Origin of the sequence: Anaerovibrio lipolyticus DSM 3074, from assembly GCF_900141865.1 — a bacterium.
Classification (GTDB): domain Bacteria; phylum Bacillota; class Negativicutes; order Selenomonadales; family Selenomonadaceae; genus Anaerovibrio; species Anaerovibrio lipolyticus.
Genome location: NZ_FQYW01000013.1, coordinates 35693 through 50477 on the forward strand (window position 1 = coordinate 35693; position 14785 = coordinate 50477).

At 47.9% G+C, this 14785-nt stretch carries 20 protein-coding genes; all 20 read left to right on the plus strand.

What is annotated here, in order from left to right; genetic code table 11:
• Window positions 1–90 precede the first annotated feature (90 nt).
• The 20 genes from B6K08_RS08225 to B6K08_RS08320 all read left to right on the plus strand — a co-directional run bounded on the left by B6K08_RS08225 (window position 91) and on the right by B6K08_RS08320 (window position 14784).
• Window positions 91–384 carry a VRR-NUC domain-containing protein gene (locus tag B6K08_RS08225; protein WP_234985305.1) on the plus strand — a complete coding sequence of 98 codons (294 nt, stop codon included), beginning with the start codon at window positions 91–93 and terminating at the stop codon, window positions 382–384.
• A complete protein-coding gene (locus B6K08_RS08230; protein WP_039209768.1) occupies window positions 381–1751 on the plus strand; it encodes an SNF2-related protein in 1371 nt (456 codons plus the stop codon). Before B6K08_RS08225 ends, B6K08_RS08230 begins: the two co-directional genes overlap by 4 nt.
• Window positions 1732–1938, plus strand: a complete 207-nt coding sequence (locus B6K08_RS08235; RefSeq protein WP_039209766.1) for a hypothetical protein — start codon at window positions 1732–1734, stop codon at window positions 1936–1938. Before B6K08_RS08230 ends, B6K08_RS08235 begins: the two co-directional genes overlap by 20 nt.
• Window positions 1939–2018: 80 nt before the next feature.
• Entirely contained in the window at window positions 2019–2714 is a 696-nt protein-coding gene (locus tag B6K08_RS13990; protein ID WP_052212318.1) for a DUF3310 domain-containing protein, read from the plus strand.
• Window positions 2711–3004, plus strand: a complete 294-nt coding sequence (locus B6K08_RS08245; protein WP_039209763.1) for a hypothetical protein — start codon at window positions 2711–2713, stop codon at window positions 3002–3004. The genes B6K08_RS13990 and B6K08_RS08245 overlap by 4 nt, the downstream gene beginning before the upstream one ends.
• Window position 3005: 1 nt before the next feature.
• Window positions 3006–3215 carry a hypothetical protein gene (locus B6K08_RS08250; RefSeq protein WP_039209760.1) on the plus strand — a complete coding sequence of 70 codons (210 nt, stop codon included), beginning with the start codon at window positions 3006–3008 and terminating at the stop codon, window positions 3213–3215.
• Between the two features lie 97 nt (window positions 3216–3312).
• Window positions 3313–3795, plus strand: coding sequence for a sigma factor-like helix-turn-helix DNA-binding protein (locus tag B6K08_RS08255; RefSeq protein ID WP_039209758.1), 483 nt, complete (start codon window positions 3313–3315; stop codon window positions 3793–3795).
• Between the two features lie 185 nt (window positions 3796–3980).
• A complete protein-coding gene (locus B6K08_RS08260; RefSeq protein ID WP_039209756.1) occupies window positions 3981–4568 on the plus strand; it encodes a DUF7338 family protein in 588 nt (195 codons plus the stop codon).
• A 94-nt stretch (window positions 4569–4662) separates the two neighbouring features.
• On the plus strand, window positions 4663–5103 hold the full coding sequence (locus tag B6K08_RS08265; RefSeq protein ID WP_052212315.1) for a terminase small subunit: 441 nt from the start codon (window positions 4663–4665) through the stop codon (window positions 5101–5103).
• Window positions 5090–6541: a hypothetical protein gene (locus tag B6K08_RS08270; protein WP_039209753.1), complete on the plus strand. Its 1452-nt coding sequence runs from the start codon at window positions 5090–5092 to the stop codon at window positions 6539–6541. The genes B6K08_RS08265 and B6K08_RS08270 overlap by 14 nt, the downstream gene beginning before the upstream one ends.
• A 3-nt stretch (window positions 6542–6544) precedes the next feature.
• Window positions 6545–6883 (plus strand): hypothetical protein, encoded by a 339-nt coding sequence (locus B6K08_RS08275; protein ID WP_039209751.1) that lies wholly within the window; start codon window positions 6545–6547, stop codon window positions 6881–6883.
• A gap of 4 nt (window positions 6884–6887) precedes the next feature.
• Entirely contained in the window at window positions 6888–8573 is a 1686-nt protein-coding gene (locus tag B6K08_RS08280; protein WP_039209748.1) for a portal protein, read from the plus strand.
• Entirely contained in the window at window positions 8560–8919 is a 360-nt protein-coding gene (locus tag B6K08_RS08285) for a Bbp19 family protein (protein ID WP_039209744.1), read from the plus strand. Before B6K08_RS08280 ends, B6K08_RS08285 begins: the two co-directional genes overlap by 14 nt.
• Window positions 8912–9577 carry a hypothetical protein gene (locus B6K08_RS08290; protein ID WP_039209742.1) on the plus strand — a complete coding sequence of 222 codons (666 nt, stop codon included), beginning with the start codon at window positions 8912–8914 and terminating at the stop codon, window positions 9575–9577. The genes B6K08_RS08285 and B6K08_RS08290 overlap by 8 nt, the downstream gene beginning before the upstream one ends.
• A 20-nt stretch (window positions 9578–9597) precedes the next feature.
• The gene (locus B6K08_RS08295) at window positions 9598–10599 is read left to right on the plus strand and encodes a major capsid protein (RefSeq protein WP_039209739.1); all 1002 of its coding nucleotides are present in this window, start codon (window positions 9598–9600) and stop codon (window positions 10597–10599) included.
• Window positions 10600–10616: 17 nt separating this feature from the next.
• The gene (locus tag B6K08_RS08300) at window positions 10617–11006 is read left to right on the plus strand and encodes a Bbp16 family capsid cement protein (protein WP_039209736.1); all 390 of its coding nucleotides are present in this window, start codon (window positions 10617–10619) and stop codon (window positions 11004–11006) included.
• Window positions 10999–11385, plus strand: coding sequence for a hypothetical protein (locus tag B6K08_RS13995; RefSeq protein ID WP_052212312.1), 387 nt, complete (start codon window positions 10999–11001; stop codon window positions 11383–11385). Before B6K08_RS08300 ends, B6K08_RS13995 begins: the two co-directional genes overlap by 8 nt.
• A gap of 18 nt (window positions 11386–11403) precedes the next feature.
• Window positions 11404–12015, plus strand: a complete 612-nt coding sequence (locus B6K08_RS08310; RefSeq protein WP_039209734.1) for a phage connector family protein — start codon at window positions 11404–11406, stop codon at window positions 12013–12015.
• 5 nt (window positions 12016–12020) lie between these two features.
• The gene (locus B6K08_RS08315; RefSeq protein WP_039209731.1) at window positions 12021–14324 is read left to right on the plus strand and encodes a phage nozzle protein; all 2304 of its coding nucleotides are present in this window, start codon (window positions 12021–12023) and stop codon (window positions 14322–14324) included.
• The gene (locus B6K08_RS08320; protein ID WP_039209728.1) at window positions 14317–14784 is read left to right on the plus strand and encodes a hypothetical protein; all 468 of its coding nucleotides are present in this window, start codon (window positions 14317–14319) and stop codon (window positions 14782–14784) included. Before B6K08_RS08315 ends, B6K08_RS08320 begins: the two co-directional genes overlap by 8 nt.
• Window position 14785 lies beyond the last annotated feature (1 nt).

A 14785-nucleotide genomic window follows, 5' to 3' on the forward strand; every position in this document is an offset into this window, starting at 1 on the left:
CTAATTCGTATATATATAGTTTTAGTGGAAAATCGTTGACATTGTTGACACTTTGTAAAATATCGGAGGTGTCCGCACACGAAGGACATTTTGGAAAAAGACATTGAGCAAAAACTGAAGGTAAGCCTGGAACGGATGGGATGTTTGGTGATGAAGTTTGTCAGTCCCGGAAATTCAGGTGTGCCAGACAGGCTCGTATTCATTCCCGGTGGCAGGCTCCTGCTGGTGGAGCTTAAAAGACCGGGCAAGAAACTGAGGCCGCTGCAGAAGGTGTGGAAAAGGAAGTTTGAAGCACTGGGCTTTATGCATTTTGTGGTGGACTGCGATGAGGATATTCTGGCACTGACCAGAGTGGTTCAGAAGATTAGAGGTGATAATGCTTGAAGTTCATACCGCATGATTATCAGATGGAGGCAATGGAACGCCTTTTGGATAATGACCATTATGGTTTATTCCTTGATATGGGCCTTGGCAAGACCATAATTACCGAGACTGCCGTCCAGGAGCTTATTGAGGATTTTGCCGTATCAAAGGTTTTGATTATTGCGCCAAAGACTGTGGCTGAGTCCACATGGCAGGATGAGGCAATGAAGTGGGACCACCTGAGCCTTACATTTTCCACTGTTATGGGCACCGCCGCCCAGCGTGCAGCGGCACTTAAGAAAAGGGCTGACTGCTATGTGATAAACCGGGAGAACGTGGTCTGGCTGTGTGAGCATTACAAGTTTCGGCTGCCGTTTGACATGGTGATTATTGATGAATCATCGAGCTTTAAGAACCACCAGGCCAAAAGGTTCCGGGCACTTAAGAAATGTATCACGGGCTTTAAGCGGGTGGTTATCCTGACCGGAACACCGGCGCCCAATACCCTGATGGATATATGGAGCCAGCTGTACCTTCTGGATCAGGGGGCTTCTTTGGGCAAAACCATATCCTGTTATCGTGAGAAATACTTCAAGCTCGGGCAGACCAATGGCTATGTTGTCTATAATTACCGGCTGAAGCCGGGGGCAGATGAGGAAATCTACAAGGCCATAGAGCCAAGTGTCATGAGCCTTAAGGCAGCGGATTATATAAAGCTACCGGAGCGTATGGACAATGTAGTACATGTGGATCTTCCGGAGGGAGCCCTGAAGAAGTATAAGCAGATGCGGCAGGACTACTGCCTGTCACTTGATGCCGATGACATTACAGCAACCAGTGCAGCTGCACTTTCAAACAAACTGCTGCAGATGGCCAACGGCTGTGTGTATGACGATGACGGCGGGGTAATAGAAATCCATGAGGCCAAGTTGGACAAGCTGGCCGAGATTATAGAAATGAATGAGGGACAGCCGGTTCTGGTGTTTTATGCATACCGGCACGACCTCACGAAGTTAAAGAAAAAATTCGCGAACGCAAAGATTCTTTCGTGTTCGCAGGATATGAAGGACTGGAATGACGGAAAGACGGAATTGCTTCTGGCCCATCCTGCCAGTACGGCCTACGGGCTGAACCTGCAGGCAGGCGGGCATATCATCGTATGGTACGGGCTGACATGGAGCCTGGAGCTTTACCAGCAGGCCAATGCAAGACTGTACCGCCAGGGGCAGAACCGCCCGGTTATTATTCACCACCTTGTGGCCAAGGGTACCATGGACGAACAGGTCATGGATGCCCTGCAGAAAAAGACGGCGGGTCAGGACGCACTGCTGGAGGCCGTAAAGGCGGAGATAAGGAGAATGAAAAAAGATGAGTGTAAAAGTAATTAATACAATAACGACTTACTGGGAGGACTGTTTTAAGGTGTGCGTCAGGGAGTGTGGAGATTGTCTTATCAAAGTTGGTTATGAAAGGTATCTATATACGGCGCATCTCAGCCTCGAGGAGCTGAAAAGCCTGATAAGTGTTCTGCAGACAGCCCAGTACACGATGGAGCAGGGGAAGAAAAATGTCTGAGTATGTGGTTTTTATGCTGGCAGCATACACAATATTGGCAGTAATGCTGGCAGGTACAGAACGATAGGAGGTATTTGACAGTGATTAAGATCGATAAGCGGGAAGGCAGAAAAGTCTATAAATGCGATTCCGGTGGTAAAATTCTTAAGGTTTATGATTCGCTGCAGGACGTGGCGAAGGATCTGGATGTGAGTATGCAGACAGCTTATTATCGGGTTAAGTCCAGCAGATCCGGAAGGACTGCATCCGGTTTACTGCTTCTGTATGAGGATGACTGGGAGGCAAAATTTCCGGTACTGGCTGAAAAGCGGTACGGGGATGAAGTGGATAATGAGTTGGAGCTTTTGAATAAACCGATTACAGCTGTAAAAGAAAATAAAAAGGCCGTCGATAAGGCAAAGGCCAAGGAGGATAAGAAATTGGAACCTATGGAAAAGCAGCCTGCAAGCGAACAAGCAGACAAGCAGACAAGCAAACTGCAGCAGCTGATAGACGAACAGGCGCGGGCTGATGAAAGGGAACGAATGGAACTGGAAGCAGTATCTGTAGATCCGGTGAACCACCCGTCACATTACTGCACCGGTGATATTGAGTGCTGGGATGCCATGATGTCTGCTTTCGGTCCGGAATGGATGATGGCATATGCCAATGTTGCAGCCTTCAAATACGCCTGGAGGGCAAAGCATAAAGGCCGTTTTGCCGAGGACATGAAGAAGGCTGCATGGTATAACATGAAGGCTGCAGAGCTGGCAGAAAGAATGGAGGCTAAAGCATGATTATTGATTTGGACGTTTGCCGCCCCGAGGTTACCATTGAGGAGCAGATTCGTAAGCTGGAAGAGGAAGTGGTGGAAGTCTGGGACGCTATAAAGGCATACAGAAAATGTGAAAAGGGTAAAAAGGATAAGGCCCGGGCTGAGATTCTTTTTGAGCTGCTGGACGTCATGAATGCCGCCCAGACGGGGATTTATTCCATGTTTAATGAGGATGAAATAGTTGCCGGATGTCAGTACACCAACGCCAAGAACTTTATCCGGCGTTACCTTGTTGATGAAAAGGATGAGTGACATGAGAAAAAGCAATAAAATCTATGCTTTATATGTCGGTGAACAGAATGTTTGTGACGGTACCCTGGAAGAGATCTGCAAGCGGACGGGCATGACAATGGATACCCTTAAATGGATGACCCGCCCGTCGGCCATGAAAAGGATACTTAAGCGTAAGAAGGTGCCGAAGTGTCTGGTGTATATAGGGGAGGATGAGCTGTGTATGAATTAGCAACCTTTTTTGCAGGCATGATCTGCGGTGCAGCTTGTACCACCCTGGTAATAATGTTTTTTGTGGGAGCGAATATGGACAGGAGGTAGAGGGGAAGTTGAATGATTACGTACGACTTACAAAGGACTATATCAAGGAGATGGACCTTTATGAAGTCCATGAAAAAATCATTGTGGCGCGCAAGAAGGACCTGGAGGAGAGCATAAAGGACGTGTCCACAAAGATAGTCAAGTACGAACAGAACCCGGGCGGTAGTTCCGAGCTTACGACTGTGGAAGCTGAGACTGCAAAACGCCTGGAATGGGAAAAGAAACTGAAGCAGTGCGACAATGAACTTAAGACCCTTCGTCAGCATATTAACCGGATGAAGAAGTGTATGGAGGGGCTTACCCAGGAGGAACAGGAGATGCTGCGGCTGCATTACTGTGTGGGCGCAACCTATGATGAGATGTCGGATCTGATGGGCTGGAGTTCCAGAACCTGCAAGAGAAGGATTCATGATATCCGGGACAAGGTGTCCCTGATGCTGTTCGGGGACAAGATGAAAGCCAGCTATAGGTTCATCGAAGTGGACTCATGACATTTTGGCCCTTTTTTGGCCCGAATTTAAGTGTCAAGTGTGATATAATATATCATGTCAAGAGTGTGAGAAAAACTCTGACACCTCGAAAGACTTTTCCATAAAGAACCCAAAAAGAACCCATTCCCCGAAGAAGCGGTGGCCAAAAGGCCTCCGCTTTTTTGGTGCAACGAAGGAGGCTTGTCATGATCTGGTTCCTGTATGCGCCGGTTGCGGTGCTGACTTACATACTGTGTTTGATTACCAACCCATTGGTTATCCTTTTCTGTGATGAGAACGGGGAGCTGCATGGGTTTTTACATTTATGGCAGACCTGGGATGATTCCTGTGACTCCTTGTTCTTCATGAGAGAGGTGTGTCCATCATTTCTGGACTATGACTATGACAAGCATTATGAGTGCAGGGAACAGCAGATAGAGGGTAATAGGACACGGTTGGTGTCTATATCCAAGGGCGTGCCTTTTTCCTTTGTTGGGCGGATACAGAGATACTTCTGTAGACTCTGGTGGTTGACCCGTAACTGCGGTTACGGGTTTGCCTATGAATGGCTGAGTAAGGATGTAGTCATTAAGAATGTAAGAACTCTTTATAAGGACGATTACACCGTTGCCTATTATGATCCGGAGAGTCACGCCTGGACATTATCAAGCGACCAACCTATTATCCAGGGCTTTCTTAGATGGGAAGTTTACCTTGGTTGGAAAATACCGGTGTGGGCTAGTGGAAAGTGCAGGGCTATGATAGCCATAAGGGCTGTTTTTAGATTTGAATAGCTACTGGATTCCCAGTAGAGGAATTTCGCGATGGCAGGACTTAACCAAGGGCATGGTGGTCCTGCCAATATAAAACATGAAAGGTGGTGGAACCATGGCCAAAGATGAATATGGACTGACACCAAAGCAGCGTGCCTTTTGCGACTATTACATTGCGAACCATGGCAACGCTACCCAGGCTGCAAAGGATGCGGGTTACAACTGCAAGAGTGATTTAGCTTTCCGCTCTCAGGGTACTGAAAACCTCACAAAACCCAACATTGTGGCTTATCTTGACCTTGTATCTAAGGAAGCTGCAGCCAAAAGACTTGTGGGCAAGGATGAGGCGCTGGAGATCCTCTCCGGCATAGCTAGGGGCCAAAAGGATCCGAACTCAGAGGATGAGGTGCCATATTCGGTACGCGCCAAGGCGGCGGAGTTGCTCTTGAAAGTGTACGGTGCGTTCATAGACAAGGTTGAAATATCCGGCAATGTGGGTATTGCCGCAGAACTTGATGAGGCTTGGAGGCGGGTGAAAGAACATGACAAGGACTGACATGCTGGCGCTGGTAGATGCGCTGGCCCAGTTCCGGCATGACCCGCTGGGCTTTGTGCTCTTTGCCTTCCCATGGGGCAAGGGCGAACTCAAAGGCAAGAAGGGCCCGGAAGAATGGCAGCGGAAACTGCTCATTGATATCCGGGATGGATTAAAGACACCGAACGAGGTAATCCGGGAGGCGGTTACCAGTGGCCACGGTATTGGTAAGTCAACCGTGGTGGCTTGGATCGTCCTCTGGGGCATTTCTACTTTTCCGGATACGCGTGGTGTAGTAACTGCCAATACAGATACCCAGCTTAAGACCAAGACCTGGCCGGAGCTGATGAAGTGGTATAACCGGTTTATTGGCAAGGAACTGTTTGTATGTACGGCAACAGCAATATTCTCCGCTGAGGAGTCACACCAAAAGAACTGGCGTATAGACGCCATTCCGTGGAGTGAATCTAATCCGGAGGCTTTTGCCGGTCTGCATAATCAGGGCAAAAGAATAATTCTGATATTCGATGAGGCGTCCGCTATTCCAAATATCATTTGGGAAGTATCAGAGGGCGCTATGACTGATGCCGATACGGAGATTATCTGGGCGGTATTCGGTAACCCTACAAGAAATACGGGCCGCTTCTTTGACTGCTTCCACAGGGACCGGGCATTTTGGAACACGCACCGGGTGGACAGCCGGGAAGTGTCCGTTTCAAATAAGTCTTTGATTAAACAATGGATAGAGAGCCGGGGGCTGGACAGTGACTTTGTGAAAGTCAGAGTGCTGGGAGAGTTTCCTTCCACATCAGAATTGCAGTTTATTCCCCGGCATTATGTTGATAGGGCAAGAGGGCGTAAAATACACCCTTCACAATATGATTTTGCTCCAGTGATTATCGGAGTAGACCCTGCCTGGACCGGAGGAGACGAAATAGCTATTGTAAAGCGTCAAGGATTGGCAGGGTCTATTCTTGCTACATTTTCAAAAAACGATGATGATTTTCAGATGGCCAACCGCATTGCCCAGCTGGAGGATGAACACCAGGCGGATGCGGTCATAATAGATATGGGTTACGGTACCGGTATTTACTCGGCAGGCAAGCACCTTGGAAGGGATTGGCTGCTGGTGAACTTCGCGGAAAAGTCGCCAAATGTCGGGTATTATAATCTCCGCGCCTATGGTTGGGGGCGGATGAAGAACTGGCTCTTTGAGGGCGGGTGCATTCCGGACGATCAGCAGTTATGTGATGATCTTATCGGGCCTGAGACTAAACCGCGGGATGATGGCAAGATACAGCTTGAATCCAAGGAGTCCATGAAAAAGCGTGGGCTGGCATCGCCTAACCGGGCGGATGCATTTGCCATAACCTTTATGCGTGAGGTCAGGAAGAAAGAAGATAAATGCCAGCTCCAATGGGCAAACGGGCAGGCTTATGACTTATTCGGAGGTGTTTAAGATATGTGTGATGTTGTATCGGCAGTAATTGGTTCTGCAATACTGGGATATGGTGCCAGTAGACAGCAGGCAGCTGCAGCAGAGGAATCAGCAAGGGCCCAGAGAGAAGCAGCGCAGGCACAGGTTCAGGCCGCAAAGGAAGCAGCGGCAAAGCCAGCAAGTGCTACTGAGGCGGCTCGCAATGTTTCCGCAGCGGTTCAGCAGAACAGGAGAAGAATTGCAGGGGCGCAGGGTATGGGCTCCACTATCACTGGTGCAGGCCAGCAGTACAGCAGTGGCCTTGGCTCAGGTGCTGTTGCAGCTTCTTCCGGCACTCAGTTAAAGAGTGGCTTGGGAGCGTGATAGTATGCCGGAATTTACAAAAAGAAAAAAGATAGAGGCCAGATATAAGCAGATGAAGCAGGATGCAGATAATTGGCTTCCTGTATGGAAAGATCTGAAACAATGGGGAAATCCTACCAGAGGCTTCTTCGATGGTGATGACCCGCGTCAGGCGAGGAAAATAGATCATAAACGCATTCTGAATAACAAGTTTATTCGCGCCCTGAGAACATCATCAGCGGGTCTTCATAGCGGGCTGACTTCTCCAAGCCGTCCATGGTTCCAGCTGACAGTTGGTGACCCAGAGCTTGCCAAGGATGCAAGGGTGATGGCGTGGCTGGATGATGTGGAGACCCGCATATATGCGGTATTCAACACCAGCAACATCTATAAAATCCTGCCAATGATGTATGCAGAACTGCTCCTATTTGGTACTGCAGCCGCCCCAATAGAAGAAAACTATGACAGGGTGTTTAACTGCAAGTCATTGACCTGTGGGCAGTATTTCCTTGATGTGGATGATAACGGTATGGTAAACACCTTTGCCCGCCGTATCAATATGAGTGTGGCTCAGCTGGTAAATGTATTCGGGCTGGATAATGTTACTGAATCTATACGTAATGAGTACAAGGAAGACAAGCTGAATGTGATGCACACCATAGCGCACATTATTGAGCCAAATGATGACCGCATCAAAGGCCAGAGGGATTTTGCCAACAAACCATTCCGCTCAGTGTACTGGGTACCGGGGAATGATAACGAGCATGTTCTGAGGCTGGGCGGCTATGATGAGTTCCCTATTATTGCTCCACGTTGGGAGGTAACCAAGACCACAGATATTTATGGTGTATCACCTGCCATGTATGCCATGGGTGACCAGAAGTCGCTGCAGGAAATGGAGCGCAGGGGCCTTATGGGACTTGCCAAGATGGTTGACCCACCAGTAAATGTCAGTGGTAACGCCAAGGCTGTTAATACCATGCCGGGCGGCGTGAATCCATTTGATCCGGTAACAGCCGGAAGTGATACTGGGGCAAGGGCAACATACCAGGTAGCTATAGACTTCAATGCACTGGCGACTTATGTACAGCGTACGGAACAGCGCATTGATGAAATGATGTATGTTGACCTCTTCAAGATGATTCTCAACAGTGAACAGACGCAGCCTATTACGGCCCGCGAAGTTGTTGAGAAGCATGAGGAAAAGATGATGAACCTTGGCCCGGTGCTGGAGTCCATGAATCAGGAGCTTCATGCACCGCTTATCAAGAGAGTATTCAAAATCATGATGCGCGGAGGGCTCATTCCAGAGCCGCCACCTGAACTGAATCAGCAGATGCTGAAGGTAAATTTCATATCCGTTCTGGCTCAGGCACAGCAGATGGTAGCAACGACTTCCATCCAGCAGAGCCTCGGCTTTATCGGATCCGTGGCTGGTTTGTTCCCTGATGTAATTGATGTTGTGGATATTGATGAGGCGGCCATTGACTACATGCAGGCCAACGGTATGCCAGCTAAGTGCATCAGATCCAAAGAGGATATTGAGAATATTCGTCAGCAGAAGCAGCAGGCAATGCAGCAACAGCAGATGGCACAGGATATGGGCGCTATGGTACAGGGTGCCAAGACATTGTCAGAGGCCAAGCTGGATGATAATAATGCTCTTGCTGCCATAACCGGCTTGGGAGGTGCTGGCAGTGGAGTTGTTTGATTATGACATGGATAGGGCTGAACAGCATGCCCGAAATAATCAGGAAAGACAAAGACAAGAGAATCTTATGCACGACCTTAAGAACCTGCTGAATGATGAAACATTCCGCAGGTTCTTGTGGTATGTACTTAGTCTTTGCAAGGTAATGGATAAATCTATGGATGTTAACCCCGTTATCATGGCGTTCCGGGAAGGACAGCGTGACATAGGCATACATATTATGCAGGAGGTTATGACCGCCGCCCCGGAGGCTTATGAGATTATGCGGGCTGAACATACGAAGCAGGCCGAAGAAGAGGCCGAAACATTAAAGATGATGATAAAGGAGGCAATTTTGCATGAGTGATGAAGCGAACACAACTACCAATGAAACTGAGGATAAGGGTTTACTGTCTGCTGGTAGTGAGGAGAATCAGGACAAGACTTCTGAGGATAAGGGTTTACTGTCTGGGGATGGTGATGGCGGCGAGGATAAAGCTGCTGAGGATAACCAGAACACTGAGTCCAAGGAAGACCAGAAGGAGAAAGAGGGCACCGAGGAAGAGAAAAAGGAGTCTTCCAATGCTCCTGAAAAGTATGAGGATTTCAAGGTTCCAGAAGGCTTTACCTTCAATGAGGAGGCCTTAGGTGAATATAAGGATCTGGCCAAGGAACTGGATCTTAGTCAGGAAAAGGCTCAGAAACTGGTGGACTATCAGGTCAAGCTGATGCAGAAGCAACGGGATAATCTTGATGAGTTTGCCAAGAAGGAAGCTGCAACTTGGAAGGCTGAGACCAAAAAAGCATTCAGTGATAAAGAAATTGCTGATGCAGTAAGGGGGTTCAAGTCTGCACCGCAGGATGTACAGGATATGCTGGCAGCCTGTGGTTTTGAAAATCACAAGTCTTTTGTGGAGTTCTTTATGCACGTAGGGAGGTCCATTAAAGAAGATAAATTTGAAGAGGGTAAGCCAGGTGGCAAAGTTGAAAAGTCCGCCGCCAGTGTGCTTTACCCAGAACTTTAATTAAGAGGAGGAGATAATCAATGTCTAACGTAGTAGTTACTTTACAGGACATTGCCCGCCGTGAAGACCCCCAGGGTAAGATCGACAAGATTGCAGAAATCCTGACTGACACCAATGATGTGCTTCTGGATATGCACTGGCAGGAGGGCAATCTGCCAACTGGTCATAAGACCACCGTCCGCACTGGTCTTCCAGATGTAACCTGGAGACTTCTGAACTATGGTGTTCAGGACAGCAAGTCCGCAACCCAGCAGATTACTGATACCTGTGGTATGCTGGAGGCTTATTCTGAGGTGGATAAGGCTTTGGCTGACCTCAATGGTAATACCGCAGAGTTCCGTCTTTCCGAGGACCGTGCATTTATTGAGGCTATGAATCAGGAGTTCTGCCGTGCTCTTATCTACGGTGATAAGTCCAAGCCAGAACAGTTTGTAGGTTTCGCGCCTCGCTATAATGCCACTTCCGGTGCTCCAAGTACCGCTAATGTACTTGACGCAGGTGGTACTGGTTCCGACAATACTTCCATGTATCTGGTAGGTTGGGGCCCTAATACCGTATTTGGTATCTATCCAAAGGGTATGAAGGCAGGTCTTGACCATAGTGACCTGACCAAGGGTATGCCTGATGGTGTTACCTTGTTTGATGCCAATGGCGGTAAGTACCAGGGTTACCGCACTCACTACAAGTGGTATGGCGGTCTGTGTGTACGTGACTGGAGATATGTAGTGCGTATTGCTAACATTGATGTCAGCGATCTGAGCAAGAATGCTTCCACTGGTGCTGACCTCATCGACCTGATGGTACAGGCTGAGGAGCTTATGCCAAACAACGCAGAGGGTATTACCCGCATGAGTTTCCTGTGCAATAAGACTATCCGCAGCTTCCTGCGCCGCCAGATCATGAACAAGACCGTATATCAGCTCACTCAGGAGACTGTTGGTGGCAAGCGCGTTACCTATTTCGATGGTATTCCAGTTCGCCGCACAGATGCAATCCTGAACACTGAGGCTCAGGTAGTATAAGAAGGAGGTACAAACAGATGATTCTCGATAAGGCTTTACAGCTTTCCAAGGAACAGGCCGTCACTGCTTCGGCGGCCTCTACTAATTATGTTGATTTGAAGACTGCAGGTGCAGCTTATGAACCGGTATTTGTCATTGCTATGGTAGACACTTCTTTTGCAACGCTTACCTCTCTGACAATTACCATTCAGACAGCAACTGATTCTGCGTTTACTTCTCCTGAAACTCTTATCAGTTCCGGGGCTATTCCTGTTGCATCTCTTACAGCTGGAGCAGAAGTATTCAAGGAGCGTCTGCCAATCAAGACTAAGCGTTATGTCCGTGCTTACTACACTGTAACCGGTAGCAACGCAACTGCGGGTAAGATTACCTTGAACATGGCTAAGGATGTGAATATCGATGGATGAGTTTATTGCTGTACGTGATAACTTTGGTTATGCTGGATCTTACTGGAAAGAGGGCGATGTTATCCAGGCATTTAAATGCCCTAATGAACATTTCATGCCATTAAAACAGTATCTTCAGAAAAAGAAGGTTGAGGCAGAAGCTAAGGCTAAAGCATTGGCTGAGATTGAAGCAGAAGCAGAAGCAAAAGCTAGGGTTGAGGCTGAGACTGAAGCAGAAGCAGAAGCAAAAGCTAGGGTTGAGGCTGAGACTGAAGCAGAAGCAGAAGCAAAAGCTAGGGTTGAGGCTGAGACTGAGACTGAAGCAGAAGCAGAAGCGGTCAAGGAAGAAGCTCCAGTAAAGACCAATAAGGGCAAGGATTCCACCAGGAAAAAGAAGTAGGATAAGGAGGGGCACGTTATGCCAAATACCCTGGGCAAAACTGAGATATGTAATATTGCGCTGCGCCGTATTGGCGTACGGCCCGTAAATAATGTGGAGACTGATGTCAGCACTCCTGCAACTGAATTAAAAGCCGTTTGGTCTCTCGCGGTACACAGCGTACTGCGAGGGGCTGAATGGAATTTTGCAAGAAAGATTATCCCACTCGCAGAGCTTAATGAAGAAAAGGTTCTGGGGTGGGATTACTTATACCGCTATCCAAATGACTGTGCCGCCCTTTGGGCTATTGAGGACGAAAACAGTATCCGTAGCGGTGATCTGAAACACAAGTGGGAAAGCGTGCTTTCTCCAGAAACCAACCAGCAGGCCATAGCTACGGACTGTCCGCAGGCGTATGGTCGTTATACAGCTTTGGTAGAGGATCCTACAAAGTGGGACAGCCAGTTTGTGGACTGCCTTGGCTGGAGGCTGGCTATGGATGTCTGTCAGGCGTTGGCATCTGATACGGGATTATTCAATAAGTGCAGTCAGATGTATGCTGCCTGCCTGAGTGCTGCCCAGACTGCCAACAAGACAGAGAAGTACAACGATGAGGAAATATATGGGTTCTTCGTCAATGCCAGGGGGTGAGGTAAATGGCTACTACATACTACATGCAGCCGTCATTTGCCGGTGGAAAGTTTGACCCAAAGGTGTGGGGCCGAATTGATAATGAGCGGTATGCAAGCGGGCTGAGAGAGTGTAAGAACTTCTTTATACATAAGTTTGGCTCAGTATCTAACAGAACAGGATTCCTTTATCTGGGAGATGCTAAGGAAGCAAGTAAGAAATGTCGCCTGCTTCCATTTGTGTATTCCGACTCACAGGCCTATGTTATGGAGTTTGGTCACAATTATGTGCGCTTCTGGAACTCGGACGGTACAAGGGTACTTGATGGTAACGGTGATATAGTGGAGATTGTTACCCCTTATGAATCTTCAATGTTATTCAAGCTGCGCTTCGTGCAGAGTGCAGATAAGATTTTTATTGCCTGCCAGAATGTAGCCCCTTATGTATTAAGCCGTGACAGTCTGACTTCATGGAGCCTTACGGCCTATGCCTATAAACGAGGTCCATTTCTTTCCCAGAATCTTGACGAGGCCAGCACGATAACACCGTCAGCTGCTACTGGTAATATTACTCTTACTGCATCAAAGGATATCTTCAAGAATGGTCATGTAAATTCAGTATGGCGTATTGACCAGCACATGAGCGGCGGCAGTGTAAGCGGTAGTGGTGGGTCTGCGTTTACTACATCCACACTTACTTGCGGAACAAATTGTACCTGGCGTTTTGTCACCCATGGTTCTGACTGGGTGGGAACTGTTGTAGTTGAGCGTTCCTACGACAATGGAAACACATGGATGCAGTTACGGTCATTTACTCATAAGAATTCTGAGGCTAACTTCAATGTGTATGCCGAGGAAGGTGAGCAGTGTATACTTCGCGCAAGACTGACTACCATATCCTCCGGAACATGCACAGTGGATCTGAGTGTTGACCCTTATGTGAATGTTGGCTATGTTACTATTACAGGCATTACGGATAGTAAACATGCATCTGCCACTGTCTCAACTGAAAAACCACTGGCCAATACAACAGCCACTGACATGTGGTTTGAGGCAGCATGGAGCGGTGAGCAGGGCTATCCTTCAGCTGTATGTTTTTATGAAGACCGTCTTTGCTTTGCAGGTACTACGGGAAGTCCCCGCGGTGTCTGGATGAGCAAGCCGGCAGATTATTATAATTTTGAAACCTCGTCCCCAAAGGTTGAGGATGATGATTCAATTCAGATTATTTTGACCAGCAGAAAGATGAGTATTATCCATACCCTCATAGCTATGAGACAGAGCCTTATAGCATTTTCCGAGGACGGTGTTAATACTATTTCCTTCTCCGGCAATTCACTCACACCTACAAGCATTACCCAGCGTGCTGAGTCCTATTACGGGGCGAAGAACATGGATATACTTGCGGTAGGTGCTCAGTGTATTTATGTGCAGGAGACAGGCGGCGCAGTAAGGAATATCGGTTATGATTATGTGCATGACTCCTATTCCGGTGATGAGATTTCCCTGTTCTCAGCCTGCCTGATCAATGAGCATCCTCCGGTGGATATGACCTATCAGCTGGAGCCGGATTCCATTCTTTGGCTGGTAAGGGAAGATGGTGTCCTGCTGTCATGCACCTACATGCCTGAACAGAAAATGGTTGCTTGGGCGGAGCATGATACACAGGGAGAATTTGAAAGCGTATGCTGCATTCCGTACAGCAATGAGACACGGATCTGGGCGGTGGTCAAACGCGAGATTAATGGGCAGACAGTCCGCTATGTGGAGCGAATGAGTAAGAGACTTCCTACCACGGATCCGGCAGATCAGCTGTATATGGATGCTGCCAGCGTGTATGATGGTAACAGCGATGTTAATACTATTTCCTGTCCTCAGCTTGCAGGATGTACTGTAGGCGTATTAATTGATGGCAATGTTATGCCAATGGCTGAGGTTCCTTTAGATGGTACCTTGACCTTGGAGCGGGCGGGAAAGAAAATAGCCGTAGGGCTGACCTATACAGCCAAACTTGAAACCATGAACATTGAGATGCAGGGACTTGTTAGAGGTGTCCTGCAGGGGCACAACATCAAGATAGGTGCTGTTATTCTTCGTCTGCTTAATAGTCGTGGTGGCAAGGTTGGCCAGGTTGAGGAATATTTGGATGAGTGGCAGAGAAGAAGCAAGTCGGATTACCTTGGAAACAAGCTCGCGCTTTATACCGGGGATACATTCATTTATGGCAACTTCTCCTGCAGCGAGGGTGGCCGTGTTATGGTGGTGCAGGACATCCCAATGCCGATTACTATACTTGGAATAATAATGGGGTTGACGGTATCCGATGATTAAACGACATGAGCATATAACATTTGCCAAACCCAATGATGAGATGGTTCGCTATATTGCGGACAACATGAGAGAGATTGACAAGTTTGAGTGCATGGCTGTGAACCATACCCCTCTTGAAGGGCTGGAAACTTCTATAGCTGTGTGCCCTGATTCAAGAGTGTTTTTAGCAGATGGGGAGCCTATAGGTGCTATGGGCTCCAAATCTCTGCCAGATGGTGGCGGAGTGTTCTGGCTGTTAGGCACAGACAAGATTAACAGTTATCCGAAGGAGTTCATGATAAAGTCCTTTGATATTCTGAAGAATGATCTTATGGTCAGGTATTCATATCTGACTAACTGTATTTGTATGGAGCATAAGGAATCTGTCCGCTGGTTGAAGAAGCTGGGGGCGGAGTTTATGGATAAGAAATATACACTGCTGGGACGGGAGTTTCGGCAGTTTTTTATTTATAGGGGGTGAA